The organism is Alcanivorax hongdengensis A-11-3, assembly GCF_000300995.1.
Taxonomy (GTDB): domain Bacteria; phylum Pseudomonadota; class Gammaproteobacteria; order Pseudomonadales; family Alcanivoracaceae; genus Alcanivorax; species Alcanivorax hongdengensis.
On record NZ_AMRJ01000024.1, the window covers coordinates 20030 to 46138 of the forward strand.

24 protein-coding genes are annotated in these 26109 nt (G+C 61.5%); 13 read left to right on the forward strand and 11 right to left on the reverse strand.

Annotation, left to right across the window (positions count from 1 at the left end; all coding sequences use genetic code 11):
* The first annotated feature begins 188 nt into the window (after window positions 1–188).
* Together A11A3_RS13270 and A11A3_RS13275 are read left to right on the forward strand one after the other, a co-directional pair.
* Entirely contained in the window at window positions 189–1124 is a 936-nt protein-coding gene (locus A11A3_RS13270) for a sterol desaturase family protein (protein ID WP_008929826.1), read from the forward strand.
* Window positions 1125–1236: 112 nt separating this feature from the next.
* Complete coding sequence (locus tag A11A3_RS13275; protein ID WP_008929827.1) at window positions 1237–4383, forward strand: HD domain-containing phosphohydrolase; 3147 nt, start codon at window positions 1237–1239, stop codon at window positions 4381–4383.
* Here the strand turns inward: A11A3_RS13275 and A11A3_RS13280 are convergent.
* Window positions 4374–5375, reverse strand: coding sequence for a cytochrome d ubiquinol oxidase subunit II (locus A11A3_RS13280; RefSeq protein ID WP_237738866.1), 1002 nt, complete (start codon window positions 5373–5375; stop codon window positions 4374–4376). The two genes, A11A3_RS13275 and A11A3_RS13280, sit on opposite strands and share 10 nt — an antisense overlap.
* On the reverse strand, window positions 5372–6748 hold the full coding sequence (locus A11A3_RS13285) for a cytochrome ubiquinol oxidase subunit I (protein WP_008929829.1): 1377 nt from the start codon (window positions 6746–6748) through the stop codon (window positions 5372–5374). Before A11A3_RS13285 ends, A11A3_RS13280 begins: the two co-directional genes overlap by 4 nt.
* Window positions 6749–6986: 238 nt before the next feature.
* On the opposite strand from A11A3_RS13285, the gene A11A3_RS13290 reads away from it, so the two are divergent.
* Complete coding sequence (locus tag A11A3_RS13290; protein WP_008929830.1) at window positions 6987–8183, forward strand: tyrosine-type recombinase/integrase; 1197 nt, start codon at window positions 6987–6989, stop codon at window positions 8181–8183.
* Here the strand turns inward: A11A3_RS13290 and A11A3_RS13295 are convergent, their stop codons facing one another.
* The gene (locus tag A11A3_RS13295) at window positions 8184–9209 is read right to left on the reverse strand and encodes an AraC family transcriptional regulator (protein ID WP_008929831.1); all 1026 of its coding nucleotides are present in this window, start codon (window positions 9207–9209) and stop codon (window positions 8184–8186) included.
* A gap of 202 nt (window positions 9210–9411) precedes the next feature.
* On the opposite strand from A11A3_RS13295, the gene A11A3_RS13300 reads away from it, so the two are divergent.
* From A11A3_RS13300 to A11A3_RS13315, 4 genes are all read left to right on the forward strand, one after another.
* Window positions 9412–10425 carry a putative solute-binding protein gene (locus tag A11A3_RS13300; protein WP_008929832.1) on the forward strand — a complete coding sequence of 338 codons (1014 nt, stop codon included), beginning with the start codon at window positions 9412–9414 and terminating at the stop codon, window positions 10423–10425.
* A gap of 177 nt (window positions 10426–10602) precedes the next feature.
* The gene (locus tag A11A3_RS13305) at window positions 10603–12063 is read left to right on the forward strand and encodes a protein adenylyltransferase SelO (RefSeq protein WP_008929833.1); all 1461 of its coding nucleotides are present in this window, start codon (window positions 10603–10605) and stop codon (window positions 12061–12063) included.
* 60 nt (window positions 12064–12123) lie between these two features.
* Window positions 12124–12729 carry a 1-acyl-sn-glycerol-3-phosphate acyltransferase gene (locus tag A11A3_RS13310; protein WP_008929834.1) on the forward strand — a complete coding sequence of 202 codons (606 nt, stop codon included), beginning with the start codon at window positions 12124–12126 and terminating at the stop codon, window positions 12727–12729.
* Window positions 12730–12796: 67 nt separating this feature from the next.
* Window positions 12797–13402: a hypothetical protein gene (locus A11A3_RS13315; protein ID WP_008929835.1), complete on the forward strand. Its 606-nt coding sequence runs from the start codon at window positions 12797–12799 to the stop codon at window positions 13400–13402.
* Here A11A3_RS13315 and yghU read toward each other — a convergent pair whose 3' ends face one another.
* Both yghU and A11A3_RS13325 read right to left on the reverse strand, forming a co-directional pair.
* A complete protein-coding gene (gene yghU, locus A11A3_RS13320) occupies window positions 13403–14275 on the reverse strand; it encodes a glutathione-dependent disulfide-bond oxidoreductase (RefSeq protein ID WP_008929836.1) in 873 nt (290 codons plus the stop codon). It abuts the gene before it with no gap.
* 624 nt (window positions 14276–14899) lie between these two features.
* Window positions 14900–15976: an AraC family transcriptional regulator gene (locus A11A3_RS13325; protein WP_157375705.1), complete on the reverse strand. Its 1077-nt coding sequence runs from the start codon at window positions 15974–15976 to the stop codon at window positions 14900–14902.
* A 122-nt stretch (window positions 15977–16098) separates the two neighbouring features.
* Between A11A3_RS13325 and A11A3_RS13330 the strand changes: the two genes are divergently transcribed.
* On the forward strand, window positions 16099–17001 hold the full coding sequence (locus tag A11A3_RS13330) for a metal-dependent hydrolase (protein ID WP_008929838.1): 903 nt from the start codon (window positions 16099–16101) through the stop codon (window positions 16999–17001).
* Window positions 17002–17034: 33 nt separating this feature from the next.
* Here the strand turns inward: A11A3_RS13330 and A11A3_RS13335 are convergent, their stop codons facing one another.
* The gene (locus A11A3_RS13335; protein ID WP_008929839.1) at window positions 17035–17397 is read right to left on the reverse strand and encodes a SpoIIAA family protein; all 363 of its coding nucleotides are present in this window, start codon (window positions 17395–17397) and stop codon (window positions 17035–17037) included.
* 99 nt (window positions 17398–17496) lie between these two features.
* Between A11A3_RS13335 and A11A3_RS13340 the strand changes: the two genes are divergently transcribed.
* Window positions 17497–18342 (forward strand): GIY-YIG nuclease family protein, encoded by an 846-nt coding sequence (locus A11A3_RS13340; RefSeq protein WP_008929840.1) that lies wholly within the window; start codon window positions 17497–17499, stop codon window positions 18340–18342.
* Between the two features lie 50 nt (window positions 18343–18392).
* Window positions 18393–19148, forward strand: coding sequence for an SDR family NAD(P)-dependent oxidoreductase (locus A11A3_RS13345; RefSeq protein ID WP_008929841.1), 756 nt, complete (start codon window positions 18393–18395; stop codon window positions 19146–19148).
* Between the two features lie 9 nt (window positions 19149–19157).
* Here the strand turns inward: A11A3_RS13345 and A11A3_RS13350 are convergent, their stop codons facing one another.
* From A11A3_RS13350 to A11A3_RS13365, 4 genes are all read right to left on the reverse strand, one after another.
* Window positions 19158–19412 carry a hypothetical protein gene (locus tag A11A3_RS13350; RefSeq protein ID WP_008929842.1) on the reverse strand — a complete coding sequence of 85 codons (255 nt, stop codon included), beginning with the start codon at window positions 19410–19412 and terminating at the stop codon, window positions 19158–19160.
* Window positions 19409–19657: a hypothetical protein gene (locus tag A11A3_RS13355; RefSeq protein ID WP_008929843.1), complete on the reverse strand. Its 249-nt coding sequence runs from the start codon at window positions 19655–19657 to the stop codon at window positions 19409–19411. The genes A11A3_RS13350 and A11A3_RS13355 overlap by 4 nt, the downstream gene beginning before the upstream one ends.
* 326 nt (window positions 19658–19983) lie before the next feature.
* Window positions 19984–22029, reverse strand: a complete 2046-nt coding sequence (locus A11A3_RS13360) for a TonB-dependent copper receptor (RefSeq protein WP_157375707.1) — start codon at window positions 22027–22029, stop codon at window positions 19984–19986.
* A 104-nt stretch (window positions 22030–22133) separates the two neighbouring features.
* The gene (locus tag A11A3_RS13365) at window positions 22134–22772 is read right to left on the reverse strand and encodes a TetR/AcrR family transcriptional regulator (RefSeq protein ID WP_040297208.1); all 639 of its coding nucleotides are present in this window, start codon (window positions 22770–22772) and stop codon (window positions 22134–22136) included.
* A 108-nt stretch (window positions 22773–22880) separates the two neighbouring features.
* Between A11A3_RS13365 and A11A3_RS13370 the strand changes: the two genes are divergently transcribed.
* The 3 genes from A11A3_RS13370 (at window position 22881) to A11A3_RS13380 (ending at window position 24829) form a co-directional block, all read left to right on the forward strand.
* Window positions 22881–23861: an SDR family NAD(P)-dependent oxidoreductase gene (locus tag A11A3_RS13370; protein ID WP_008929846.1), complete on the forward strand. Its 981-nt coding sequence runs from the start codon at window positions 22881–22883 to the stop codon at window positions 23859–23861.
* 135 nt (window positions 23862–23996) lie between these two features.
* Entirely contained in the window at window positions 23997–24170 is a 174-nt protein-coding gene (locus A11A3_RS17955) for a hypothetical protein (RefSeq protein WP_193353580.1), read from the forward strand.
* Window positions 24171–24457: 287 nt separating this feature from the next.
* Window positions 24458–24829 (forward strand): DUF6164 family protein, encoded by a 372-nt coding sequence (locus A11A3_RS13380; protein WP_008929848.1) that lies wholly within the window; start codon window positions 24458–24460, stop codon window positions 24827–24829.
* Between the two features lie 60 nt (window positions 24830–24889).
* On the opposite strand, the gene A11A3_RS13385 is transcribed toward A11A3_RS13380, so the two are convergent.
* Entirely contained in the window at window positions 24890–25942 is a 1053-nt protein-coding gene (locus A11A3_RS13385; protein ID WP_008929849.1) for an NAD(P)-dependent alcohol dehydrogenase, read from the reverse strand.
* Window positions 25943–26109 lie beyond the last annotated feature (167 nt).

The window sequence follows — 26109 nt, forward strand, 5'->3', positions numbered from 1 at the left end:
ATTGACCGCGAGCTTTTCTTCAACCTCTTATCAGCCAAGCACTTTTTTCCTTTCCGATACCCGGTGGGCCTGGCCGCTTTTGCAAAAGCCCGCAGGCCCCTAGGTCATTACGCTGATTGATCCCTGTCCGGGCCAGCTTAATGTTCGCTCTCTTCACGCCCGTCGAATAACAACGAAAAGGCATCATCATGAAAACCCTTCACTGGATTGTCTCCCGGGGCTTTACGCTGTTCTTTCTCGGCCTGTCCATTATTGCCGTGGTGGCGCTCGGCTATGACAGCCACACCCTGATGCTGTGGTTCCTGTTGCCGTTCTACGGCATCAGCCTGCTGGCCCAGACACTGATGCCCAAGGTGAAAAAGCCGCTGGAAAACGGCGAGCTGACCACCGATCTGGTCTCCAATGGCGTGTTGATGGTCATCAACAGCCTGCAAAATGCCGTGCTCAGCGCGGTGTTTGCACTGGGCTCCTCCAGCCTGCTGATACAACTGGGCTGGCTGGACCCGCACTACGGCCTGAGCAACGCGCCGCTGTGGCTACAGGTACTGGTGGGCATCATGCTGCTGGATCTGTTCTTTTACATCACCCACCGCATGGCCCACGAAATTCCGTTTCTCTGGCGTTTTCATTCCGTGCACCACTGCGCTCACCGGGTGACCTTCATGAACGCCTACCGGGCCCATCCGCTGGATGCCATGTTCCGCCGTTTCGTGCCGCTGTTTTTTGTGTTGCTCACCGGCATCAGCGAACAGGCACTGGTGGCCACCGCCGTGATCGGCAGCGTGCTGGCCACCATTACCCATCTGAACATGGATCTGAAACACGGTTGGCTCAACTACCTGATCGGCACCAACGAGGTGCATCGCTGGCATCACTCGTCCCGCTACGATGAGGCCAAGAACTTTGCTGTCATCATGCTCTGGGACCACCTGTTCGGCACGTTCTACTATCCCCGAGACCGTGACATGCCCGAGCATATCGGCCTGGTCAATGAGCGGCATTTCCCGTTGCATCACTACGGCAAACAACTGCTGATCCCCTTCCGCTGGCGCCGCCTGAAGCGCCGCCAGGCCGGTATTCAGCGGATCGAGAAACCGTCAGACATGATCACCGGGAACCGATAGCGTCTCACCATCCATCCCTTCCCTGTACCGCTTACACAACCCCAGTAATCATGGCCGCCAAACTGTTCTATGCTGGGGGGAGATTCTGAAACGGAGACCAGGGAGGGGATCCATGGCCCGCAAACAGTGGACCTACAGCATTCGGCTGGGGGTGGTTTCCATTTTTGTTTTTGCCACCGTGCTGACCGCCTGTGTGGCCATTGGCCTGCAGTACTATTTCAACTACCAGCAGGCACTGGAAACCGCCAAGGCCCAATACCAGGCCACCGCCGAACAGGCCGCCAGCGAACTGGAAAAACTGGATCTGCGTGCCAGTGATGTGGCCCGCACCCTCACCCGCCAGCTGCCCCTGATTACCGACACCGGCCAGATCAATCGCAATACCGCCCGCTGGTTCGCCGACGTGCTGGCACTGAACCCGGCTTTCTATGCGCTTTATATCGGCCATGACAATGGTGACTTCTTCGAGCTGATCAATCTGGAGGCGGACCCGCAGGCCCGCGAGCGCCTCAAGGCCCATGCCGATGAGCGCTGGGTGATCATGTCCATTCGCCAGCGCCAGGACGCCCGACAGCAGAGCTATCGTTACCTCAATGACAAACTCGTCACCCTGCGTCAGCGAGATGTGTTTGCCGCCTACGATCCGCGCACCCGCCCCTGGTATCGCGGCGCCAACAGCAAGCGGGTTTTCAAGACACCGGTCTACCTGTTCAACAACAATCTGTCCGGCAAGACCTATTCATTACGCTTGCCCGGCGGCGACGCGGTGCTGGGCCTGGATGTGGCGCTCTCTTCGTTCACCCGCACCCTGGTCAACATGCCGGTGGCCAACGGCACCGAGCTTTATCTCTACGACAATAATGGCGCCCTGCTGGCCAGCAACCAGCCCAGGCATCAGGCCGGCCCGCTACCCAGCGTCACACCACTCACGCTAAGCGACGACGAGCAGGCCCTGGTCAGCAAACTGGGCCCCCTGCGGGTCTCCAACGAACTGGACTGGCCGCCGCTGGACTTTGCCATTGCCGGCCAGCCCAGCGGCTATACCATTGACACCCTGAAACTGATTTCGCAGATGACCGGGTTGCAGTTCCGCTTCATCAATGGGGAAAACTGGACCGGCCTGATGGCGCTGTTCCAGCAGGGCAAGATCGATCTGTTGCAACCGGTGCTTCCCAGCCGCGACAACCGCCAGCGTGGGCAACTCACCGAGCCACTGATACAACTGCCCTTTGCCCTCGCCAGCCGCGCGGACCAGGACCCTTACACCAGTCTGTCGCAGTTACAGGGCAAGACACTGGCGGTGGGCGAAAACTGGTCGATCATCCCGGCCATCCGTGACAGCTACCCGACCATCAAACTGCGCGAATACGCCTCCACCCTGGATGCCATGAAGGCCGTGGTCCGTGGCGATGCGGATGCGGTGGTGGATAACACCATTGTGCTGCAATACTGCCGTCACCAGTTTTTCCTGCAGGCTCTGCAGATCAGCCAGAGCGACACTATCGGCCTGCCCGATAGCCAGGGCAGCCTGAGCCTGATGGTTCATGATGATCAGCCGGCGCTGCTGGCCCTGCTCAATCGTGCCATCGCCCGAATACCGGCTGACGCCCGCCAGCAACTGGCACAAAAGTGGCTGCTGGACCCGCAAAGCCTCAACCGGCTCACCGCCACCCTGCCCTATCCACCACTGCTGAACCCGGATACCCGCGAGGGCAACCTGGGGCAGTTCAACCAGGACGACGTGCAGCACTTTTTCTACACCCGTTCGCTGGGCGAGCGCGGCGCCATGAATTTTGCCGCCGTTATCAGCCAGCCCATGATCACCGGTGCCGCCGCCGATAACGCCCTGCTGGCCGCCGGCATCACCGCCCTGTGCATGATTATTCTGCTGCCCTTTGCCTGGTTGTTCGCCAACCCCATTGTGCGGCCCATCAAACAGCTGGAAGCGCAGAGCCACCATGTGCGCGAGCGCCGTTATGACCGGGTAAGCCGGGTGCCTACACGGATCACGGAAACCGAGAAACTGGCGGACTCCCTGTACCAGATGGCCCAGGCCATCGGTCAGCACGAGAAACAGCTGGAAGCGCTGATGGAAGCCTTTATCGAACTGATCGCCGAGGCCATCGATGGCAAGTCGCCCTACACCGGCACCCACTGCGCCCGGGTTCCGATTCTTGGCATGATGCTCGGCGATGCGGCGTCGCTGAGCAGCGACGGCCCGTTCCGGGATTTCAGCCTGGATGACGACAAGAAGCGTCGGGAATTCCGCATCGCCGCCTGGCTGCATGATTGCGGCAAGATCACCACCCCGGAGCACATCGTCGACAAGGGCGCCAAACTGGAAACCATCTACAACCGCATCCATGAAATTCGCACCCGCTTTGAGGTGCTGTGGCGCGATGCCCAGATCGACTACCTGACCGCCTGTCAGGCCAACCCGCACCAGCAAGACGAACTCCGGCAACGCTGGCAGCAGCGCCAGCAGCAATTGCAGGAAGATTTTGCCTTTATCGCCGCCGCCAATCAGGGCAGCGAAACCATGAGCGAGGCGGACAAGAATCGGGTACGGGAGATAGGCGCCCACACCTGGCAGCGCCATTTTGATGACCGCCTGGGTCTGTCACCGCTGCAAAGCCGGCAACTGGGGCCCTCCACCACCGAGCTGCCGGTCACGGAAACCCTGCTGCAGGATAAACCCGAGCACCTGCTGGCCCATGAACACACCACGGAATACGACCCCCGTCTGGGCATTCGCATGCAAGCGCCCGAGTGGCGAGCGAATCTGGGCGAGGTCTACAACCTGACCATCGAACGCGGCACCCTGACCCCCGAGGACCGCTTCAAGATCAACGAGCACATCATCAACACCATCCGCATGCTCGACAGCCTGCCGTTCCCGGAGGACCTGGCCAAGGTGCCGCAGTATGCCTCCACCCACCACGAGCGGCTGGACGGCAAGGGCTATCCGCGCCAGCTAACCGCCGAGCAACTGGAAATTCCCGACCGCATTCTGGCGGTGGCCGATGTGTTCGAGGCGCTGACCGCCGCCGACCGCCCCTACAAGGATGCCAAGACGCTCAGCGAATCCCTGGCGATCATGAAGGCCATGGTGGCCGACGGGCATATCGACGGCCAGGTATTTGCGCTGTTTCTGCGCAGCGGGGTATGCCTGCGCTATGCCCAGCACTATCTCAGCGAGTCGCAGATAGACGTGCAGGATCTGGACGCCTATCTGCCGTCGTCACCGGGCTATTCGTAACTCAGATCCGTGGCCTTGCCACGGAACACCCGGTAAATGAACACGGTGTAGATCAGGATCGCCGGCAGGGCGATGGCGGCCCCCCAGAAGGTAAACAACAACGACTCGGTGGCCGAGGCTGCCTCCCAGATCGTCAACCGGCCCACCACGATATCCGGGAACAGGCTGTAGCCAAGACCAAAGCTGGCCAGCACACAGACGATCACCAGCGCCAGAAACGCCAGCCAGCCATAACCATGACGCAGCATCTGCTGACTGTGGAACACCCACACCAGGCCCGCCCAGGTCAGTGCCGTGAGTAACGGAATCGGCGCCAGGCCGATGGCGTTGGGCAGGGTGAACCACTTGGCGGCAATGGCCGGGTTGGCCAGCGGCGTGGCCACCGACACCAGCACCAGACCCATGCCCATGGGCCACACCGCCAGGCGCCCCCAACCGGCGGCCTTGTCGAACAGCTCGCCCTCGGTCTTGATCAGCAACCAGGCTGCCCCCAGCACGATGTAAAGCGACGGCAACGCCACCGCAATCAGCGCCGAAAACAGGTAACTGTTGGCATCGCCCTTGAGGCCGGTGACAAAGGCGCCCAGCATCCAGCCCTGACAGGCGGAGGCAATCAGCGAACCCAGTGCAAACAGGCGGTTCCACTTGTCGCGATGAGCATCACCGGCCTTGACGCGAAAATCGAACGCCACGCCACGCAGGATCAGCCCCATCAACATCAGGGTCACCGGCAGATAAAGGCTGGTAAGCACCAGCGAATGGGCCTGCGGGAAAGCAATCAGCAAAATGCCCACGCCCAGCACGATCCAGGTTTCATTGGCATCCCAGAACGGGCCGATGGCGGCGATCATGGTGTCTTTTTCCCGCTCGGTGGCAAACGGCAACAGCATGCCGATACCCAGGTCATAGCCATCCAGCAACACATAGATGAGCATCGCCAGCCCCATGGCGGCGGCAAAGAACAACGGCAACCAGTAACCCAGATCCATCATGCACCTCCCTGGTCGGCACGGGCCTGCTGCATGGCCCGGTGCTGCGGCATCAGCGACAGCGAGCGGGCCGGTTTGGTGGCCAGATAACGCAGCGCACCGATGTAGGACACCAGCAGAAAGACATACAGCAACACATAACCGAACAGCGTACCGGTGAGAGTGGCGCTGCTGTGGTCGGCCACCACCTCGGCGCTGGACAACAGACCATGGACCACCCAGGGCTGACGGCCGATTTCGGTCACATACCAGCCAGACAGCACCGCCACCCAGCCGGCAAAGGTCATCGCCGACATGGCCCGCAACAACCAGCGATGGTTTTCATAGCGCTCAATGCGGGTGCGCAACAACCGCCAGCTGGCCCACCAGCCCATCAGCACCATCAACATGCCCACCGCCACCATGATACGAAACGACCAGAACACCGGTGCCACCGGCGGATGCCGGCCCTGGAATTCGTTGAGCCCCTTGAGCTCCCCGTCCCACTCATGGGTCAGGATCAGACTCGCCATTTTCGGCACCTTGATGGCCATATGGGTGGTCTGCTGTTCCTCATCCGGAAAGCCGAACAGGGTCAGGGGGGCGCCCTTTTCGGTGTGCCACACGCCTTCCACCGCGGCGATCTTTTCCGGCTGGTACTTGAGCGTATTGAGGCCGTGCATGTCACCGATCAGCACCTGCAGCGGCGCCAGCACCGCTGCCATCAGCGCACCGGTGCGCATCACTTTCCAGGTAGCCGGGCCATCCACCTGCTTGATGGCCCGCCAGGCGCTGACGCCCATGATCAGGAAGGCCGCGGTCAACAGTGAGGCGTTGAGCATGTGCGCAAAGCGGTAGGGGAACGACGGGTTGAAGATCACCGCCAGCCAGTTGTCCACGAAGAAGACACCGTCTTCCAGCCGATAACCGGCCGGGGTCTGCATCCAGGAATTGAGGCTGAGAATCCAGAATGCCGAGGCGGTGGTCCCCAGGGCCACCAGCGAACAGGCCATCAGGTGTACGCGGTTGGACACCCGGTCCTTGCCGAACAGCATGATGCCCAGGAAAGACGCCTCCAGGAAAAAGGCCGTCAGTACCTCATAGCCCAGCAACGGCCCGGCGATATTGCCGGCCCGCTCCATGAAGCCCGGCCAGTTGGTGCCGAACTGGAAGCTCATGGTAATGCCGGACACCACCCCCAGGGCAAAGCTCAGCGCAAAAATCTTTACCCAGAAGAAATAGGCATATTCCCAGGCCTTGTCACCGGACAGGGTAAAGCGCACCCGAAAGTACAACAGCACCCAGCACAGTCCGATGGTGATGGTGGGAAAGAGAATATGAAAACTGATGTTGGCGGCAAACTGCAGCCGCGCCAGCAGGAAAGGATCGAATTCCACGGCGAACAACTCCCCGGTGGTGGTGACGAACACGGTGCCAAAGGCGAGACCGAGGCTAGCACGCCGGATTAACCCACCGAATATGACATATTGCCCTTGGGCAAATTGCCTAGGGCAATATGTCGCACCTGGGCAGCCTCGCCGGCAACAAAAGCCCATTTGATGCGCCCTGCGCGGCGGGGTACTTTATAAGGCTATTCACCGTCTAATCACCATCGTGACAAGGAATCCGGCAACAATGGCCCTGACAAACGCGGACGTCCGTAACGCCGAACCGCTGAAAAAGAACTACAAACTCAATGACGACAAGGGCCTCTTCCTGCTGGTGGAAAGCGATGGCATCCGCACCTGGAAATTCAGCTACCGCTTTGACGGCCGCGACAAGGTCATCACCCTGGGCCCCTTTCCGGAGGTTTCGCTGACCTGGGCCCGGGAACTGCGTGATGAAGCCCGGGAGCTGATCGCCGACGGTATCGACCCCATCAGCCGTTGCGAAAAGCGCGAAGTATTCTCGCCCTCGGTGGAAACCTTTGAATCGGTGGCCCGTGACTGGCTGGAACGGGTCTACCGGCTGGAAGTGTCAGAAGAACAATTCCGGCGCACCAAACGGCAGCTGGAAAACTACCTGATCTCCAGCATCGGCAAACGGGTGGTCAGCGAAGTGACCCCGGAAGATCTTAAATCCCTGGCCAATGCGCTGGGCGCCGAAGGCCACCTGGAAAAGGGCAAACGGGTGCTGGGCATTGCCCGACGCGTCTACCAGCATGCCCGCGACACCGGCGTGGCCGGTTACCAGCAAACCAGCGCCCTGCGCCGGCGCCTGACCGGTTCCGGCACCGAGCCGGAATTCATGGTCAGTACCCGCGAGCAGCTCACCAACCTGGCCACCGGGGTGCTGGGCCAGTGGAGTCGCACCACCACCACCGCCGCTCTCAAGCTGACGGTGTGGCTGCTGGCGCGTCCCAATGAAATCGTCAACGCCCGCTGGTCCGACATGGACCTGGACGCCGGCGAATGGCGCATCCGCCGCAAAAGCACCGACAGCGAAAGCGGTTACAAGACCATCACCGTGCCGCTACCCCGCCAGGCAGTGGAACTGCTGCGCGAGATGGAGCCACTCACCGGGCGCCAGGAATATGTCTTCCCCGGCAGCCGTGACCGGCGCAAGCACCTGGGCAGCAGCACGCTTACCGGTGCCCTGAAGAAAGTCACCCGCAGCAACCCGGTTTCCAGCGACAACCTGCGCACCCTGGCAGCCACCGCCCTGGGCGAGCTGGGCTACCAGGCCGAACAGATCCAGGCGCAGCTGATCAACCAGAGCGGTGATGAACAGACCGATCGCAGTGCCTACCTGGAAAAACGCCGCGAGATGCTACAGGCATGGGCGGACTATCTGGACAATACAGTGATAGGCAAGGTCACGCGGCGGGGCTGATCAGGGCCCTGGCAGACGGCCGGGGGAAGCCTGACGAAACTGCAGCGGCGAGAGGCCGGTCCAGCGTTTGAAGGCCCGGCGGAAATTGGCGGTATCGTGGTAACCCAGCGTATAGCCCAGCTCCTTGATGGTGATATCGCGCTGTCGCAGGTATTCCATGGCCAGCCCACGGCGCATCCCATCCAGTATTTCCTGAAAGGTCACCTGCTCTTCCTGCAGCCGTCGATGCAGGGTACGCGTGGTCATGTGCAGGGCCGCGGCGGTTTCCGGTAACGATGGAAACGCCGGCTGGCGACTGAGCATCAAGGCACGTACCTGGGCGCGCACGGAGGTTTGCGAGCGCATCCTGCCCATTTCCCGCTCGCACAGCTGGCATGCCTGACGAAAGGCTTCCGGATCGCCGTTGCTCAGCGGTTGATCCGCCTGCTCGACCAGCATCGACAGGCCACTCCAGGGCTGTCGATAGCTGACCGGGCAATCCAGCAAGGTGTCGGCACCCGCCGCAAGCGGCGGCGAGACAAATTTCACACGGGCAAGCTGGCAACGCCCCAGGGAAATAAAATCAATCCCGTTTTTCAGGGCCGCCACAATGGCGCCCACCACCTGGGGTTGCAGGGCACCCAGTGGACGACTTTCTTCAATGCGCAGATCCAGATAGCGGCCCTGTTCCACCAGACGCATGGTCACCAGGCCAATACGCAGCGGCAGAAAACGGCTGACCACCTGCAGCACTTCGCGCACCGAGCTGCTGTTCATGGCCGCATAGCCGACAATGCCGTGGCTGTTGACCCGCAACCGCTGACCGAACAACAGGCCCAGCGCCGGCTCACCGGTGAGCGCCAGGGCCTGTTCCAGCAACGGGCAGAACAGCTCCCAGCTCATCAATTTCTCGGCATGCTCCAGGTCCTGCAGGGAGAACCCATGGCCATTCAACCAGCCGGCCACATCCACCTGCATGTCCTGCAGCTGGTCCGCCAGCTGACGCACATAGGTGACTGATAATGCCGAACCCTGCAGCCCGTTCATGAGATAGCCGATTCCCGGTTTTGTGTTGTCGGGCCATGGCGAAAGATGACCCCCTTTTGTCCACACAAAACCTACCCCAGTGCCACCCCCGCATCTAGCATGATTGGCCCTAACTCCCTGACAAAAAACGGTAATACGACAAGAAAGCAACAAAGCACAAAGAAATATTACGCATACTGTTGTCATAACCCAGGAGGCTGCCATGCGCTACGCAAGACCCCTTATAACAACACTGGCCCTGATGCTTCTTCTCACCGCCAATCAGGCACAGGCTTCGGTACAACGCTCGCTGTGTGTGTTCGACATCATCGGTGCCAACGGTGACTTCTACGGCATCATGAAAGACCTGAAAGCCGCCGCCCTGAGCTGGGGCGTGGACCTGAAGCTCAAGCCCTACACCGACGAAAAGATTGCCGCGGAAGATCTCAAGGCCAACCAGTGTGATGGCGCCCTGCTCACCGGTATTCGCGGCCGCCAGTTCAACAGCTTCACCGGCAGCATGGATTCCATCGGTGCCATCCCCTCCTACAAGGCCATGCAGACGGTGATTTCCGTACTGGCCAGCGAGAATCCGCAGATCAACAAGCACCTGCAATCCGGCCCCTACGAGTTCGCCGGCGTGGTGCCCATGGGCGCGGCCTACCTGTTCCTCAAGGACAGAAGCATCGACACGGTCGGGGAAATGTCCGGCAAGTCCATCGCCGTGCTGGAGTACGACGTGGCGGAAGCCAACATGGCCTCCCGGGTCGGCATGTCGCCGGTGATGTCCGACATCACCAACTTCTCCACCCGCTTCAACAACGGCTCCGTGGATATCTGCTTTGCGCCGGTGTTCGCCTACTCGGCCCTGGAACTCTACAAGGGGATGCAACCGGATGGCGGCATTCTCAAATACGTGCTCGGCCAGCTCAGCTCCCAGCTGATCCTGCGCAGCGATCGTTTCCCGCCGGGCTTTGCCGCGCATTCGCGCAGTTTCATGGCCGGCCAGTTCGACCGTGCCATGCGCCTGATCGATAACGCCAACCAGGCGGTGGATTCCAAGTGGTGGATCAACATTCCGCAAGCAGACAAGCTGCGCTATGACGAAATGATGCGTGAAGCCCGCATCGACCTGACCCAGCAAGGGGTCTACAACAAGGACATGATGACGTTGCTGCGCAAGATTCGCTGCAAGGTGGAACCGTCCCGCGCCGAGTGCGTGAACCCCACCGAGTAACCGGCTTCTTGCTTTGCGAGCGGCGAAACTCCTGTCGACCGCTCGCCTTTTTTGCTGTCGTGCCCTGCGACGGTAATGCTTCCTTGCGCCGCCGCGCATGACATCGCCCTGCCACAGATGTCATCCTTCCCTGCCACACCCCCACAGACGACAGACTCGAGCATCACGGAGACGCCCATGGCAGGCTCGTTCGGCTTCCGCTTTGACAACAGCTACACCCGGCTCCCGGAGGTGCTGTATTCACGCAGCCAGCCGCAGCCGGCACCGGCCCCGCAAATGATGCTGTTCAACCAGGCTCTGGCCGACAGCCTGGGACTGGACAGCGACGCCCTGGCCGGGGCGGACGGCGCCGCCTTTTTCAGCGGTAATGCCCTGCCGCCGGGCAGTGACCCCATCGCCCAGGCCTACGCCGGCCACCAGTTCGGTCACCTGGCCATGCTCGGTGACGGCCGCGCCATTCTGCTTGGCGAACAGCAGACTCCGGACCAGCGACGCATTGATATTCAGCTCAAGGGCGCCGGCCGTACCCGTTTTTCCCGGGGTGGCGATGGCCGCGCGGCGGTGGGGCCCATGTTGCGCGAATACCTGATCAGCGAAGCCATGCATGCGCTCCATATCCCCACCACCCGCAGCCTGGCCGTGGTCGCCACCGGTGAGCCGGTCTACCGCGAGGATGCCCTGCCCGGTGCCGTGCTCACCCGCACCGCCGCGTCCCATCTGCGCGTGGGCACCTTCCAGTATGCCGCCGGGCAGCAGGACCCGGCCCTGCTGACAACCCTGGTGGACTACACCCTGGAGCGCCACTACCCGCATTTGCTGGAGGCGGACAACCGCCCCCTGGCGCTGCTGGACGCGGTGATGGAAAAACAGATCGACCTGGTGGTGCAGTGGATGCGCGTGGGCTTTATCCACGGTGTCATGAACACCGACAACGTGACCTTGAGTGGCGAGACCATCGACTACGGCCCCTGTGCCTTCATGGACCACTACGACCAGGACACGGTATTCAGCTCCATTGATCATCAGGGCCGCTATGCCTTCAGCAACCAGCCCATGATCACCCAGTGGAACCTGGGCCGCTTTGCAGAAACCCTGCTGGTGGGCATCGATGACAACACCGACCGGGCCATCGAAATCGCCACCGACCGCATCAAGGGCTTCAGTGAGCGCTACAGTGAAAAATGGCTAGCCATGATGCGTAGCAAGCTGGGCCTGTTCGGCGCAGAAAAAGATGACACGGCCCTGATCAGTGAACTGCTGGCCTGGATGAAACAGCAACGGGCGGACCACACCAATACCTTCCGCGACCTGATCCGCGAGACCCGACCGCCGGGCGATCTGTATAGTGACGATGCCTTCATCGACTGGCACCAGCGCTGGCAGGCGCGGCTGGCACGCAACCCCAAACCGCTGGCGTCATCCCTGTGCCTGATGCGCCATCACAACCCGGCGGTGATTCCCCGTAACCATCAGGTCGAGCGGGCCTTGCAGGCCGCCAGCGACCATCAGGACCTGGCCCCGGCCCGGGCCCTGCTGGATGCCCTGCGCGACCCTTACCAGGACCGCGATGGGCAAGATCCCTATCGCCAGCCGCCGGCCCCGGGGGAACAGGTATGCCAGACCTTTTGCGGCACCTGAACCGGACTTTTGCGCAGCGCTGTCGTATGCTGAAACCGTCATTTTGCGAAAGGATGCCAGATGGCCCGCCACGATACCTTCCCTGTCCCGACCACCAATGGCCAGCGCCTCAGCCAGTTTCTGCTGCGGCGCGCCGGCTGGACCGTGACGCCCTTCCCGGAGGTGGACAAGGCCGTCATCGCCGGCGGGCCGCACACCTCCAACTGGGACGGCGCTCTGGGACTGACCACCAAGGTGGCCATTGATCTGGATGCCCACATCATGATCAAGGACGACCTGTTCAAGGGGCCGCTGGGCTGGTTACTGCGCAAACTCGGTGCCATTGCCATTGACCGCTCCCGCTCGGCGGGCGTGGTGGAGCAGACCGTGGAGCAGTTCGACCAGCACGACAGCTTCTATGTGGTAGTGGCGCCGGAGGGCACCCGCACCCAGGCAAGCCAATGGAAAACCGGTTTTTACCACATGGCCCACCAGGCCGGTGTGCCGATTGTGGCGGCGGTGGCGGACTACCGGAAAAAACAGGTGATGTTCCCGCTGGTACTGCACCCCACCGGCGACCTGGAACAGGATCTGCAACGTCTCTATGAATGCTTTGCCAGCGTCACGCCCTGCCACCCGGACAAGCTGTCCGCCCCGGTCAAGGCGATCTGGGACCAACGCCAGTAACCTGAAGCACCACCCCGGGCCAGGCTGATAGCCTGATGGCAGACACCCTGCCGTCACAGGAGTCACCATGAAACCTGCAATATCCCTGACCGTGATTATCGTGATGAGCATCCTGACCGGCTGCGATAAAGCGGCCCGGTCATCGCCCCAGGAGTCCAGCACCGGCAAGGTCTTTGACAGCGAGGAGTACGGCGTGAGCCTGGCCTATGACACCGACCAGGCCCACCTGACAGATCCCGGCAACGGCTATTTCGGCACCGCCGGTTGGCGGCTGGACCGACCGGATGACAAGGGCCAGACACTACTGACCCTGAGGCTGACAGGCTCCGATGAGATACGTGCCGGCGAACTGCATCTGGGCGTCAGCCGGGCACCGCAGGCACTGGCCGCCTGTACCCGACCGGGCGACAACGTGCGCCCCGCCAGCATCGATTCAACCTCCCTGGCCAACATCGCCTTTACCACCTTTGATGGCGGCGATGCGGCCATGAACCACTACCAGCATTTTCGTGCCTGGCGCGCCGTTCACAACGGCACCTGCTATGCCATTGATCTGGTGGTGCAGGGCAGCAACCCGCAGGTTTACGACCCGCCCCGTCAGCCGCCCTTCAGCCAGGACGACGCCTGGCAACGGCTGACGGCGCTGTTGCAGGGGCTGACGCTGGCCCCCTGATCAGTCGTCGTTGGTCAGCTTGTCGGCGGTGCGCTGCTCGAAGTCGCTGGCCTGGTGACGTTCATGCAACTGGCTGGCCGGGTCACCCCAGGCCCGGTTGACCATGCGCCCGCGTTTCACCGCCGGGCGCTCGGCGATCTGGTGGGTCCAGCGCATGACGTTTTCGTAGCTGTGGGTCTGCAGGAACTCCGCCGCCTCATACACCTTGTTGGTCACCAGTGCGCCGTACCAGGGCCAGATGGCCATGTCGGCGATGGTGTATTGGTCACCGGCAATATAGGGCCGCTCGGCCAGCTGCCGGTCCAGTACATCCAGCTGCCGTTTCACTTCCATGGCGTAGCGGTTGATCGGGTATTCGTATTTCTCCGGCGCGTAGGCATAGAAGTGGCCAAAGCCGCCGCCCAGCATGGGGGCACTGCCCATCTGCCAGAACAGCCAGTTGAGACACTCCGCCCGGCCGGCCACATCCTCGGGAATAAACTGCCCGAACCGGTCCGCCAGGTAGAGCAGAATGCTGCCGGACTCGAACAGCCGCAGCGGCGGCTCCATGCTGTGATCCATCATCGCCGGGATCTTGGAGTTGGGATTCACTTCCACGAAACCGCTGCCGAACTGGTCACCCTCGTTGATGCGAATCAGCCAGGCATCGTATTCCGCCTCCTTGATACCCAGCGCCAGCAATTCCTCAAGCATGATGGTGACCTTCACCCCATTGGGCGTGGCCAGGGAATACAACTGCAGGGGATGCTCGCCCACCGGCAGGGTCTTGTCATGGGTGGGGCCGGCAATGGGGCGATTGATATTGGAAAAGGCGCCGCCGCTGGCCTGATCCCAGGTCCAGACTTTCGGCGGGGTATAGGTATCATCCGACATCACAGCACTCCTTGGTTGGGGATGTTAGGGCCTGTTCACACTACCGGGACGGCTCCTGCTGAATGCATTTTTTCGTCCAGTAGTGACAGCCGATATGCCGTGTAGTCATTCTACATAAATAGCGGATGGCGCTGCTGGGCGGAAAAAGGGATCAGCCCTTCGGGTTGAGCCCCAAAACCCGCCACTCGTCGTTATTCGCTGCTCATTTGGAGTCACCAAACGTCGCACCTCATGCCTAGATTTGTGGCTTTTGGGGCTCAACAGGTGCCATTTCGGTAGTGCCAAATAACAGCCTAACCGCTGACAGAGGCAGCGTGTTGCGTTTTCCCGGTGGATTCTTGCCTGATTCTGCACAGGGCCAATCATCCGCCTGTGAATGGCGCACCGCTCAGCCGGCCCGGATAAACCAGCCCGCGCACGGCAAAGCGCGCATTACAGAAAAGGTCATTGATTGCTCTCCGCGTAATATTTTTTTAGGTGTTGGTGAAACTGGCACGGATCGACAAATCGCCACAAGACAGAATGCGACACCGCCCATGCGGGTTACGACGGTCCGACATACGCACGGGTATGTCGATAGCCGGAGAACAACGGAACCGTAACAAGGGGTTTCCGGTAAGAGGATTACTGCGCCAGATGCCGGCGGCGCCATTCCCGCGGCGACAGGCCGGTCCAGCCCTTGAAGGCCCGGGTGAAGTTGGCCGGGTTGAGGTAGCCCAGAGTCTCGCCGATGCGACGAATTTCCAGCTCCGAGTCCTGCAACAGCTGGCAGCTGTCACGCCGGCGCGCCTCTTCCAGCAACTGCTGGTAGCTGTACCCCTGCTCCTGCAAACGCCGGCGCAGGGTGCGCGGTGTCAGGTGCAGAGCCTCGGCCAGCTGCTCCGGGGAGGGATAGCCCGCCAGCCCGGGCACCAGGGCGGCACGGGTGCGGCGCAACGTGTTGTCGGCGTCATCGACAAGCGCACTTTCGCGCTCACACTGCAGCAACGCCGAGCGCAGGGCCTCCGGGTTGGCGGTGGGCAGCGGCTGGTCCAGCACGCCAATGTCCCCCAGCAGGGAAATCCCCGCCCGCGGCATATTGAAACGCACCTCGGGCAGACGCGGCTGCCAGCGCTCAAACCCCACCGGCTGACGCCCCCGCAACCAGATCGACACGGTCACCGGCATGTCCGGCAGCAGGAATTCCATGCCGCGATAGACACTGGTGAGCATGGAGCTGAACATCATCTGGGTGAGCCGGGCCGGTACCGCAAATTCCGGCACCAGTTCCAGAAAGACACCGTCATCGCGCTCCTCCACCGAGAACAGCGCGCCGCGCCCGCGCAGGTGCCAGAAACGCTCGAGAATACCGATGGCTTCCCGGGGTGTACCGGCGCACAGCAACGCATAACCCAGGTTGCCGTGGGCGGTGAGCGGCATGCGATCGCCGGTGGCAAAGCCCAGCGACTCGTCACCGGTGAGCACCAGGGCCGCCGCGCCAATACGCCAGACATCCTGCAAGGACACCTTGCCGGCGGGGTCATCCACCAGCTGCGCTGACACCCCCGCCAGCGCCAGCAGTTCTTCGCGGGCCACACCATGGGCGGTGGCCGCTTCCAGAAAGGCGCGCGGGTAAGTGGAGGCACGGTTGCGCTGGCGCACCCAGGCCGGCAGGGTCGCCAGCTGTTCCTCTGTCAGCGTTAACAAGGTGTTAGCCGTCATCTGGCCACCAATGATAAGTACAATGTCCGTGCAGAATCTCACGCTGCCCGGGCATTCACCAGTACCGTATGGGCCATATTGAGTGAAAAGCCCGCTCCAGGGCTTGAGACAGGAGCACTGACATGAATGCTGTGGTTCCCCTGACCCGCAAGGAAAAAACCGGCAAACGCCTGGCCGGCACCCTGCGCGCCGTGGCCAAAACACCCAAGGGCATGATCCCCAAGGTCCGCCGTCCGAAGTTCGACTTTGCCGACAGCGGCGACAGCCTGCCCCGTTACTGGTGGGACAATGACCCGGTGAAGACCCTGCTGCTGGCCGCCCTGTCCGCCAGCTTCCCGGCCGGCGAGCGTTTCTTCATCGATTCGGTACGCCACTACCAGGACCGCATCACCGACCCGGAACTGAAAAAGGCGGTGAAAGGCTTTATCGGCCAGGAGGCCCACCACTCCCGCGAGCACGACCTGATGAACGGCTTCCTGCAGGAACGCGGCGTGGACCTGGCCCGGCTGGACCGGGAAATCCAGGGTTTCATGAACTGGATGCGCAAGAACCTGAGCCCGGAACGCCAGCTGGCGCACACCGTGGCCGTGGAGCACTTCACCGCGCTCATGGCCGAGGAATTCCTGCTCAAGTATGACGCCCTCGACCAGATGGACCCGCGCATGGCGCCGATCTGGGCCTGGCACGCCATCGAGGAATCCGAGCACAAGGCGGTGGCCTTTGATGTCTACAAGGCCATTGGTGGCAGCGAGTTCAAGCGCGTTACGGAGATGATGCTGGTGAGCATCATGTTCCCGCTGTTCAGCTCCATTCACCTGGTGCAGCTGATGAAGGAAGACGGCCAGCTGGGCAATGTGAAATCCTGGCTGGGCGCGGTGAATTACATGTGGGGCAAGCCCGGCGTGTTCCGCAAACTGCTGCCGTCCTACTTCAAGTTCTACAGCCCCAACTTCCACCCCTGGAACCATGACGCCCGGGATCTGGTGGAAAAGGCCAAGAAAAAATGGCTGGGTGACTGGGCCTAACAACGCGCAACAGGCCCGGACCGGACGGGGCGATTATCGCCCCGCTGCCCAGTCCGTGGCCGCAGCCAGATCGGCAAACGGGAAGTGGCGCACCTGCGCGGAAACGAAGTGTGCGCCCACCTTGTCGGCAATCTCTCCCACCGCGGAATCGGTCGCCAGCGCCACCCGGGCGATCTGCCGGTGATGCTCGTGAACAAAACGCAGATGGGCCACCAGCGCGCCCAGTGAGTCCCAGCCGGGAAACGATTCGGTGGCAATCACCAGACCGGCCAGGCCGGCGTGCTCTTCTATATGCGGATCAATGGTGGCGGCCGCGGCCTGGAAATCTTCCCGGCTCAACGTGCCCTCGGGAAACAACCGCGCCACATTACGGGCCTCGTCGTATTCCACCTTCATCGTTCATGCCTCCTTGCGTGCTGTCTGTTTCGAGACGGATATGCCGTCGCCGGCCCGCCCTTCACGCGGGTATGAAAACCCGTTTGCCATGATTGCATCATGACCGTTGACCACGCCACTGCCAGTGATCTGATCGCGCCCTTGCCGGAATCCCCCGGCGTCTACCGGTTTTTCGGCGCCCGGGACGAGCTGCTCTACATCGGCAAGAGCATCAACATCCGTCAGCGGGTACGCAGCCATTTCAGCTCAGCCAACAAGGCCTCGCGAGCACGGCGCATGTGCAGCCTGACCAGCCGTATCGAGCATACGGTCACCGCCGGCGAGCTGGGCGCCCTGCTACTGGAAAACCGCGAGATCAAACAACGACAGCCGATTTTCAACCGTCGCCAGCGGCGCTATCGGCAACTGCACACCTGGACGCTGAACACCGGTAGCGACGGCTTTCTCACCCCCGCACTCTATCGGCCCGCCGAGCAACAACCGCTTTGGCAACAGGATTGCTACGGACTCTACCGCAGCCCCCGCCAGGCCCAAAAGGCACTGGAGCACTGGGTCAAAAGCCACCAGCTCTGCCCACGCCGTTGCGGCCTGGAAGGCGGCAACGGCCCCTGTTTTTCCTTTCAACTGGGCCGCTGTCGGGGGGCCTGCTGCGGCAAGGAAAGTGCCGGGGATCACAATCAACGGCTCATGGACGCCCTGCAGGCTCACCAGATCCGCGCCTGGCCCTACCACGGCACCCTGGTGATTCATGAAAGCGGCGCCGACGGTGACGACTTTCACTTGATTCATCAGTGGTGTCACCTGGCGACCCTGCCGCGTCCACCACAAGCGGCGGATCTGACCACGAATGCCGCGAATGCGGACACCTGCTTTGACCTGGACAGCTACCGCATGCTGCTGCACTTTCTCAACCGGGGCGTGACGCACTATGTGATCGCGCCCTGAATCGCCCCGGCCTTCACGGCCTGTTAGCGTGGCGCCCTCATACTGCCCTCATGACATCCAACACTTCCACCGTTCGCCTGATCACCGGCGCCAGTTCCGGCATTGGCCTGGCGCTGACCCGGCACTGGCTGGCAGCCGACCAGCCGGTGGTGGCCGTGTCACGCCATGCCAGCACCAGCCCGGCGCTGGCCGAGCTGCATGGGCAGGGCCCCTTGTCTTGTCTTGATGTGGATATTACGGATGAAAAGGCGCTTCGGGATCTGGCCGCGCAACTGTCAGAGCGGCAGCTCAAACCGGAACAGATCATTAACTGTGCCGGCGTACTGCATGACAGCAACGGCAATCTGCGCCCGGAAAAACGGCTGGAGGATGTCAGCGCCGAGCGGCTGATGCGGGCCTTTTCGCTCAACAGCCTGGCGCCGATTCTGCTGGCCAGGTACCTGCTGCCCACCATGCCCCGTGATCGCCGAACGGTCTTTGCCAGTCTTTCTGCCCGGGTGGGCAGCATCGCGGACAATCATCTGGGCGGCTGGTACAGCTACCGGGCCAGCAAGGCGGCCCAGAACCAGTTGCTGACGACCCTCGCCATCGAAAGTCGACGGCGCTACCCCGACCTGTGCGTGCTGTTGCTGCACCCGGGCACCACGGATACGCCGCTGTCGAAACCCTTCCAGCGCAATGTACCGCCGGAAAAACTGTTCTCGCCGGAGCGAGCCGCCCGCCAACTGGCCACCCTGATCGACCAGGCCAGCGACGCGGATCACGGGCGTTTTATTGCCTGGGACGGTCAGGATATTCCCTGGTAGCCCTGGCGCTTATTCCTGCAGGGCCAGCAGGTCGCGGGCGTAGGCGTTCACATCGAAGGGCACATCGTCCTGCATGGCCGCCACATGACTGGCCAGCACATCGGCCATCTTCTCCAGTGCCTGGTCATGGTCCAGCCCCCGGGAAGTCAGGGCCAGCATGACCAGCCCGGCTTCGCGGGGATGCCCTTCGGCAATCTGGTTTTCCACTGCTTGCGTCAACGCCTGCTGGGCAAAGGCATCTTCCGCATCTTCCATTTCCTTCATGGTGACTCCTGCTGTGCATCGTTGTCTGGCAGCCGGCCGGGCACCTGCATGGGCAAGGGCCGGACCTCTCTGATCGGCCGCAATCGTACCGTCAACGGCGTGTCCGCCAGGGAGCCCACACACAGGCGGCATTCGCCCGCCGGCGGCGCGGAGCTTTCCACATACCGCACCCGGTGACGGGCGCCACCCCGGTTGCTGGAGAACTGCAACCGACGCTGCGAGTCCTTGTCCTGATCCTGTGCCATGGGCGTTATCCCCTTCGGCATTGGCGATGGCGTTATTGTCTCATGGAATGGCCTTGGCGAACCCGGAATCATCATAAAAAACCCCGCTAATGCGGTAATGCTGTTCACTTAAGCGGTGCAAATCTGGCTCAACCCTTTCAGGCAGGTCCCCTCTCCCCTTGCGGGAGAGGGACAGGGAGAGGGTGCGGGCAAATTTCAATGACTTACCATTGATCTGGCTGTCACGTCCCCCTCTCCCCAACCCCTCTCCCGCAAGGGGAGAGGGACTTAAAAGCTTAAGTGAACAGCATTACGCTAATGCGGGGCTTTTCAGCTGGCTGCCGGCATTAATAACGCCAGTCCAGCTTGGCCCAGAGCAGCCGCCCCGGCTCATTGATCCGGGTATCCGACGGGAAACCAAAGCCGGCATTACCGGCCAGATTGAGGTGCTCGGCGTAGGCCCGGTCAAACAGATTATCGACGCCGGCACTGACCGTGAACTGCTCATTGAGACGGTAGGCACCGTTGACAGACACCACCGCAAAACCGGCACTGTCACCCAGATCACGCCCCACCACATTGCCCTTGTCCACCGCCGTACGGTGCTGGGCGGCAACTACCCGCCACAACGCGGCAGCACTCCAGGCGCCGCGCTCGTAGGTTGCGGTGAACCGGGCCTCCAGAGGCGGCATTTGTGGCAGCGCTTGATGGTCATCGCGGTTCTCCCCCCAGGCATAGGCCAGCGAGGCATCGCCGCTCCATTGCGGCGTAAAGCGATAACGTCCACCCAGTTCGGCGCCGGCGATGACGGCATCAATATTTTCGGCCCGAGTGGTATACCCCATCATGCTGCTCTGATAATCAAACAGGATGTAGTCATTGACCTGGCCGGCATAGGCCGAGGTCCAGATTTCCAGACGGCCCTTGCGGTACTGGCTGCCGATATCCAGCTGGGTGGTCTTTTCCGGTTCGATACCGGCAAAGGCATTGGCACTGCCCTCGGGCCCCTGATCCGGGGAGAACAGCTCCCAGTAATCCGGAAAGCGGGCCACATGACCAATGCCCACATAGTAATTGCTGTGGGCACTGAGGTTTCGTTCATAACGCACGAAGCCACTGGGCAGGGTGTCGTTGCGGGTATCGCGGCGGGTAGGATTGGGCATGGCCATCATGCCGTGGCCCAGGGTATCGCGGTAATCCCTGGCCTGATTGGCATCCACACGCACGCCGGCTATCAGCCGGTCCTGCTCGCCCAAATCATGGCGCAACTCCGTGAAAAAACCGTACTGCTGAAATTCCGCGTCGCGGGCCCAGGGTTCATTCAGATAGGCATCCACCCCCATGGCACTGCGCTCCCGGTGTTCGCTGGTTTGCGCATCGACACCGGCCAGGGCCTGCCAGTGGACGCCTTGCCAGGTCAACTTGAAACGCCCGCCCAGGGTACGTCGGTCCACGTCGGCGGCCATGGGACCGGCCATCATGCCAGTACCGGAAGGGGTACGCAGACTGTAGTTATCCATCACATGATCGGCGTAGTTGTAATAGACACGCCCTTCCATGCGGTCAAGCACATCACCCAAATTACGGAAGTCGACACGCAGTCCCAGACTCTCGCGCTTGAACTGGCTGCCATCCATGCCGCGCCCGGCATAGCGCGCCTCACCGTCGCCGGTGCCGGCGGTCAGCTCAATGACACTGTCAGCATCGGGCGTCCAGCCCACCGCCATATCCGTATTCCATTTGTCCCAGCGCGACGGCACGGTATCGCCGTTACCATCCTCATAATCACCGGAACGAGAGTGATTGCCGGCCAGGCGCAGATACCCCAACCGGTTGCCCAGGGTGGCGTCGAGTCTCTGGTCACTGCGTCCGTAACTGCCGCCCAGCAGCTGGGCATCGACCATGACATCCGGCTGGCTGAAATACTCCGGGTCACGCTCGAAAAGCACCGTACCCGCTGAGCCGACCGGCCCCCACTGCACGCTTTGCGGCCCCTTGATCACCGTCAGCCGATCAAAATTTTCTGGAGCGATATAGGAGCTGGGCGCATCCATGCGGTTGGGACAGGCACCAATCATTTCGCCGCCATCCACCAGCAGATTGATCCGTGAACCGAACTGCCCCCGCAGCACCGGGTCGCCATTACTGCCCCCACTGCGAATGGCTGAAAAGCCGGGAATGGTTTTCAGGTAGTCCGCCGCATCACTGGCCGGCACCGGCTGTCGCGGGGTTTTGGGGTTGGTCTCGGTTACCGGCCCCGCCTGCGGCGCCACACTGGTAATGACCACCGGCGCCAGCCGATTGTCAGCGCTCTGTGCCTGCGCACCCGCCGCACTCAACAAACCCAGCCCCAGGCCCACCAACAACAGGCGCTCGCTCAATCTCCCCATCATCCTCCACTCCACACTCCCAAACAGTAAGGCGCAGAGCGTAATGGGACCGTATTGCCATGACGATGCGGTATTTTGTCGCACAGCTCTCTGCCAGAGGAATGCGGCTATTCGCTATCCAGCACCCAGGTCGCCAGTCTTTGCGCAAGCGCATCCAGTACCGGGCCATGCTCCATCCTGGCCGGTGCCATCAGCACCAGGTGCAGCAGGGTGCCGGCGGTGGAGGTGGCCATCAGGTAGAGCGTGGTCGGTGCCACCGTCTGCTGATAATGCTGGCGGGTTTTCTGCAGACCGGTTTGCAGAACCTGTTGCAGCTCCTGTTGCAACTGACGGGTCGCCGGCAGCTGCTGCATGTAGGGCACCTGGAAGACCAGCACCCGCAGCAGGCGGCGATGTTTGTGCATCAGGCTGTAGAGCGCGCCAAGGAAATGGCGCATGGCCACCGGCAGGTCGTTGCGGTTATCGGTAAGTGCCAGGCGCTGGTGGAGCATGGCAGTGGTTTCCGCCAGCAGCTCTTCGGCCAGCCGTGCCACGATGGCCTCCTTGCCGGGGAAGTATTCATACAACGAACCGATACTGACGCCGGCCACCTCGGCGATGGCATTGGTACTGAGCCCGGCATAGCCTCGCTCTTCCAGAATCCGAGCACAGGCGCCCACCATGGCCGCCACCGAGGCCCTGGAGCGGGCCTGCTTTGGCTGCTTTTTCGCTACAAAATCAGAGGGTTGCCATCGTTCCGTGCGCATGACGCCGTATCACTCCCCGCCCCGTAAACCCGAGTATTTCCGAGTATAAGCTCGGATTAGAATAACTGCAGTATCGACCCGAAAACGACACGAAATGGTGAGCGCATCATGTCCAACGAGGTGAAATTCCGAGCCCCGAAAGTCCGCCCCTATTTTGACCGGCTGAAAGACCACTGGCGCTGGAACATGAAAAGCCTGCTGCGCCCCGGCGGCGCGTTGCATCAGCGGGTGAACGGCAAGGTGATCCTGCTTACCGGGGCCAGTTCCGGCATCGGCGAACAGGTGGCCGGCCGTCTGGCCGACGCCGGCGCCACCGTGCTGCTGGTGGCACGCAACCGCGACAAACTCGATACCATTGCCACGGCCATCCGCCAACGGGGCGGCCGGGCCTTTATCTACCCTGGCGATCTCAGCGACCTGGAACAGTGCGACCGCATTTGCGAGCAGGCGCTGGAGGAACATGGTCGGGTGGACATTCTTATCAATAATGCCGGGCGCTCCATTCGCCGCTCCATCAAGTTCACCTACCAGCGCTTCCATGATTACGAGCGTACCCTGCAACTGAATTACCTGGCCTCCATTCGACTGGCCATGAACCTGCTGCCCGGTATGGAAGCCCGCAACGAGGGGCACATCATTAATGTCTCCACCGTAGGCGTGCAGGCCAACCCGGCTCGCTTCTCCGCCTACCTGGCCTCCAAGTGGGCCCTGGAAGGCTGGACCTGGGTGGCCGCCAACGAATTCGCTCACACCGGCGTGCGTTTCTCCTCACTGAATTATCCGCTGGTGCGCACACCGATGATTGCACCGACCAAGATCTACAAGTACATGCCGGTGATGTCGCCGGAAACCGCGGTGAACTGGATGCTGGATGTGATCATCACCCAGAACAAACGCAAGCTGGGGGTGTTCGGCAAGGGCGCCCTGGCCATGTACTACCTGCTGCCCAAGACCTCCGAATCCATCGTCAATGTGAGCTACCAGAGCCTTTACGAGGCGCCGCCGGCCAATTACGTATCAAGCAAGGTGCGCGCCGGACGTGCGGCCAACAGCGCCGAAGCGCCGGCCCGGCAGCGCCACAAACGCTGACACCGGGCCCGAGGGCCGCAAGCGCCCGATAAAATGTATATACATTGACTATCTATTAGATAGCCATTACGGTGTTTGAGTGCCGCGCATAAACCGGCGATCATGCTGCCCTGTTTTCTTGATGTGGTTATCGATATGTCGAAGACCAAAGCGAAAAAGAAGAATAGCCAGCTGATCGTCCGGATCAACGATGAAGAGCGTGCCCGCTTCGTGTCACTGTGCGAAGAGCTCGACACCAGCGCCGCCCGTGAAGTGCGTCGTTTTATTCGTGGCTTTATCAAGGAGCAGGAAAAGCAGTCCGGCGACTAGCCGAGGAACTCCTCTCGCGACGACAAATCCGAACACAAGGAAGCTGCTATCATGTCCAAGCGCAAAAAGCTGAAAAAAGCCATCAAGAACAGCAAGGCCAAGATCTCCAAGCAGGAAAGCACCCTGAAAAAACTGAAGAAGAAGCTCAAGAAGCTTTGATTCAGCAAGGGCCGGTCAGACCGGCCCTTCTGCTTTGTTGCTGTCCCCGTTGTCCCGGCCCCGCCCGTATCCGTTACACTGCTTGCCAACGGCACCGTCGTGCCCCACTCACCCACTCGCGGCATGCCATGACCACCTTATTGCTCAATCTTCGCCAGGTCCCCGATGACGAGGCCGAGGACGTTCGCCACCTGCTGGAGCAGCACCAGATCCCCTTCTACGAAACCACCCCCAGCTTGTGGGGCATTTCTTCCGGGGGTATCTGGCTTAATAATCCCGAGGACCGGGAGCGGGCCAGGGCCCTGATGGAGGACTACCAACAGCAACGGGCCCGTCAGCAAAGGGAAGCGTTTGAGCAGGCCCGCCGTGATGGCACCGCACCGACGCTATGGCAGCGGTTGCGCCACCAGCCCCTGCGCGCCCTGGGCGTATTGATTGCAGTGCTGGTGCTGTTACTGGTCACGCTGGCGCCATTCCTGGCGTTGGGGAAAGGCGGCTGACGTTTCACAGCAGACATCACTGACGCCATCCGCCTTGCCCAGACAAAAGAAACCGGCAGATCAGGCCTCCATGGACAGGGCAGACATATCCATCACGTAACGGTGGGCAATATCGCCCTTGCTCATCACGTCGTAGGCGTCATTGATCTGGTCCGGGCGGATGATCTCGCAGATCGGGTGAATATTGTGCTCGGCGCAGAAATCCAGTACTTCCTGGGTTTCCTTGATACCCCCGATCAGTGACCCGGCCACCCGACGACGGCCCATGATCATGGGCACCGACATGAACTCGCTCATGGGCCCCACCTGACCGACAATCACCAGGGTGCCATCCACGTCCAGCAGCGGCGCATAGGGCGTCACATCGTGCTTCACCGGCACCGTATCGATAATCAGGTCCATGGACGCTTTTGCCCGGGCCATGGCGGTCTCGTCGGTGGAGGCGAGGATACCCTTGGCACCAATGGCGCGGGCTTCTTCCTCTTTGCGTTTTGAACGGCTCAGCACCGTTACCTCGGCACCCATGGCCACCGCCAGCTTGACGGCCATATGGCCCAGACCGCCCAGGCCGATGACGCCCACCCGACTGCCCTTGCCCACCTTCCAGGTGCGCAGGGGAGAGAAGGTGGTAATGCCGGCACACAGAATCGGCGCCGCCAGTGACAGATCCAGGCCGTCGGGCACACGCAGCACGAACTCCTCGCGCACCACGATATGCTTGGAGTAGCCACCCTGGGTGGTCTCGCCGCTGATGCGATCCGGCGCGCCGTAGGTGGGCGTCATGCCGTGGCGGCAGTACTGTTCTTCACTGTGGTGGCACTGGTCGCATTCCTGACAGCTGTCGACCATGCAGCCTACACCCACGTTATCGCCCACCTGGTAGCGGGTCACATCCGGGCCCACGTCCACCACCCGGCCGATGATTTCGTGCCCCGGCACCAGCGGGTAGGGCTGTGGCCCCCAGTCACCGTTCACGGTATGCAGGTCTGAATGGCAGACACCGCTGTAAAGAATCTCGATGGCCACATCGTTGGCCCGCAGGGCCCGGCGTTCGAAATGGAAGGGCTTCATGTGCGCATCGGATGAATACGCCGCATAACCGACCGTCTTCATGGGGACTCCTTGCAGATTGGATTGAACCGATATGAAACAGGGAACGCGATGAACATCGCGGCAATAGTGTCCATGTTAAAGCCCATGCGCGCCTGCCGGGTGTTCGATCCTGTTGGTTGCTTGCCTGATCCTGCAAGATTGGCATGTTCTCGCCCACCAACCGCTGC

Bases quoted from the DNA above. Each gene is read 5' to 3' on its own strand.
- A11A3_RS13270 (WP_008929826.1), top strand. From the start codon at position 189: ATGAAAACCCTTCACTGGATTGTCTCCCGGGGCTTTACGCTGTTCTTT.
- A11A3_RS13275 (WP_008929827.1), top strand. From the start codon at position 1,237: ATGGCCCGCAAACAGTGGACCTACAGCATTCGGCTGGGGGTGGTTTCC.
- A11A3_RS13280 (WP_237738866.1), bottom strand. From the start codon at position 5,375: ATGATGGATCTGGGTTACTGGTTGCCGTTGTTCTTTGCCGCCGCCATG.
- A11A3_RS13290 (WP_008929830.1), top strand. From the start codon at position 6,987: ATGGCCCTGACAAACGCGGACGTCCGTAACGCCGAACCGCTGAAAAAG.
- A11A3_RS13295 (WP_008929831.1), bottom strand. From the start codon at position 9,209: ATGAACGGGCTGCAGGGTTCGGCATTATCAGTCACCTATGTGCGTCAG.
- A11A3_RS13300 (WP_008929832.1), top strand. From the start codon at position 9,412: ATGCGCTACGCAAGACCCCTTATAACAACACTGGCCCTGATGCTTCTT.
- A11A3_RS13305 (WP_008929833.1), top strand. From the start codon at position 10,603: ATGGCAGGCTCGTTCGGCTTCCGCTTTGACAACAGCTACACCCGGCTC.
- A11A3_RS13310 (WP_008929834.1), top strand. From the start codon at position 12,124: ATGGCCCGCCACGATACCTTCCCTGTCCCGACCACCAATGGCCAGCGC.
- A11A3_RS13315 (WP_008929835.1), top strand. From the start codon at position 12,797: ATGAAACCTGCAATATCCCTGACCGTGATTATCGTGATGAGCATCCTG.
- yghU (WP_008929836.1), bottom strand. From the start codon at position 14,275: ATGTCGGATGATACCTATACCCCGCCGAAAGTCTGGACCTGGGATCAG.
- A11A3_RS13325 (WP_157375705.1), bottom strand. From the start codon at position 15,976: ATGACGGCTAACACCTTGTTAACGCTGACAGAGGAACAGCTGGCGACC.
- A11A3_RS13330 (WP_008929838.1), top strand. From the start codon at position 16,099: ATGAATGCTGTGGTTCCCCTGACCCGCAAGGAAAAAACCGGCAAACGC.
- A11A3_RS13335 (WP_008929839.1), bottom strand. From the start codon at position 17,397: ATGAAGGTGGAATACGACGAGGCCCGTAATGTGGCGCGGTTGTTTCCC.
- A11A3_RS13340 (WP_008929840.1), top strand. From the start codon at position 17,497: ATGACCGTTGACCACGCCACTGCCAGTGATCTGATCGCGCCCTTGCCG.
- A11A3_RS13345 (WP_008929841.1), top strand. From the start codon at position 18,393: ATGACATCCAACACTTCCACCGTTCGCCTGATCACCGGCGCCAGTTCC.
- A11A3_RS13350 (WP_008929842.1), bottom strand. From the start codon at position 19,412: ATGAAGGAAATGGAAGATGCGGAAGATGCCTTTGCCCAGCAGGCGTTG.
- A11A3_RS13355 (WP_008929843.1), bottom strand. From the start codon at position 19,657: ATGGCACAGGATCAGGACAAGGACTCGCAGCGTCGGTTGCAGTTCTCC.
- A11A3_RS13360 (WP_157375707.1), bottom strand. From the start codon at position 22,029: ATGATGGGGAGATTGAGCGAGCGCCTGTTGTTGGTGGGCCTGGGGCTG.
- A11A3_RS13365 (WP_040297208.1), bottom strand. From the start codon at position 22,772: ATGCGCACGGAACGATGGCAACCCTCTGATTTTGTAGCGAAAAAGCAG.
- A11A3_RS13370 (WP_008929846.1), top strand. From the start codon at position 22,881: ATGTCCAACGAGGTGAAATTCCGAGCCCCGAAAGTCCGCCCCTATTTT.
- A11A3_RS17955 (WP_193353580.1), top strand. From the start codon at position 23,997: ATGTCGAAGACCAAAGCGAAAAAGAAGAATAGCCAGCTGATCGTCCGG.
- A11A3_RS13380 (WP_008929848.1), top strand. From the start codon at position 24,458: ATGACCACCTTATTGCTCAATCTTCGCCAGGTCCCCGATGACGAGGCC.
- A11A3_RS13385 (WP_008929849.1), bottom strand. From the start codon at position 25,942: ATGAAGACGGTCGGTTATGCGGCGTATTCATCCGATGCGCACATGAAG.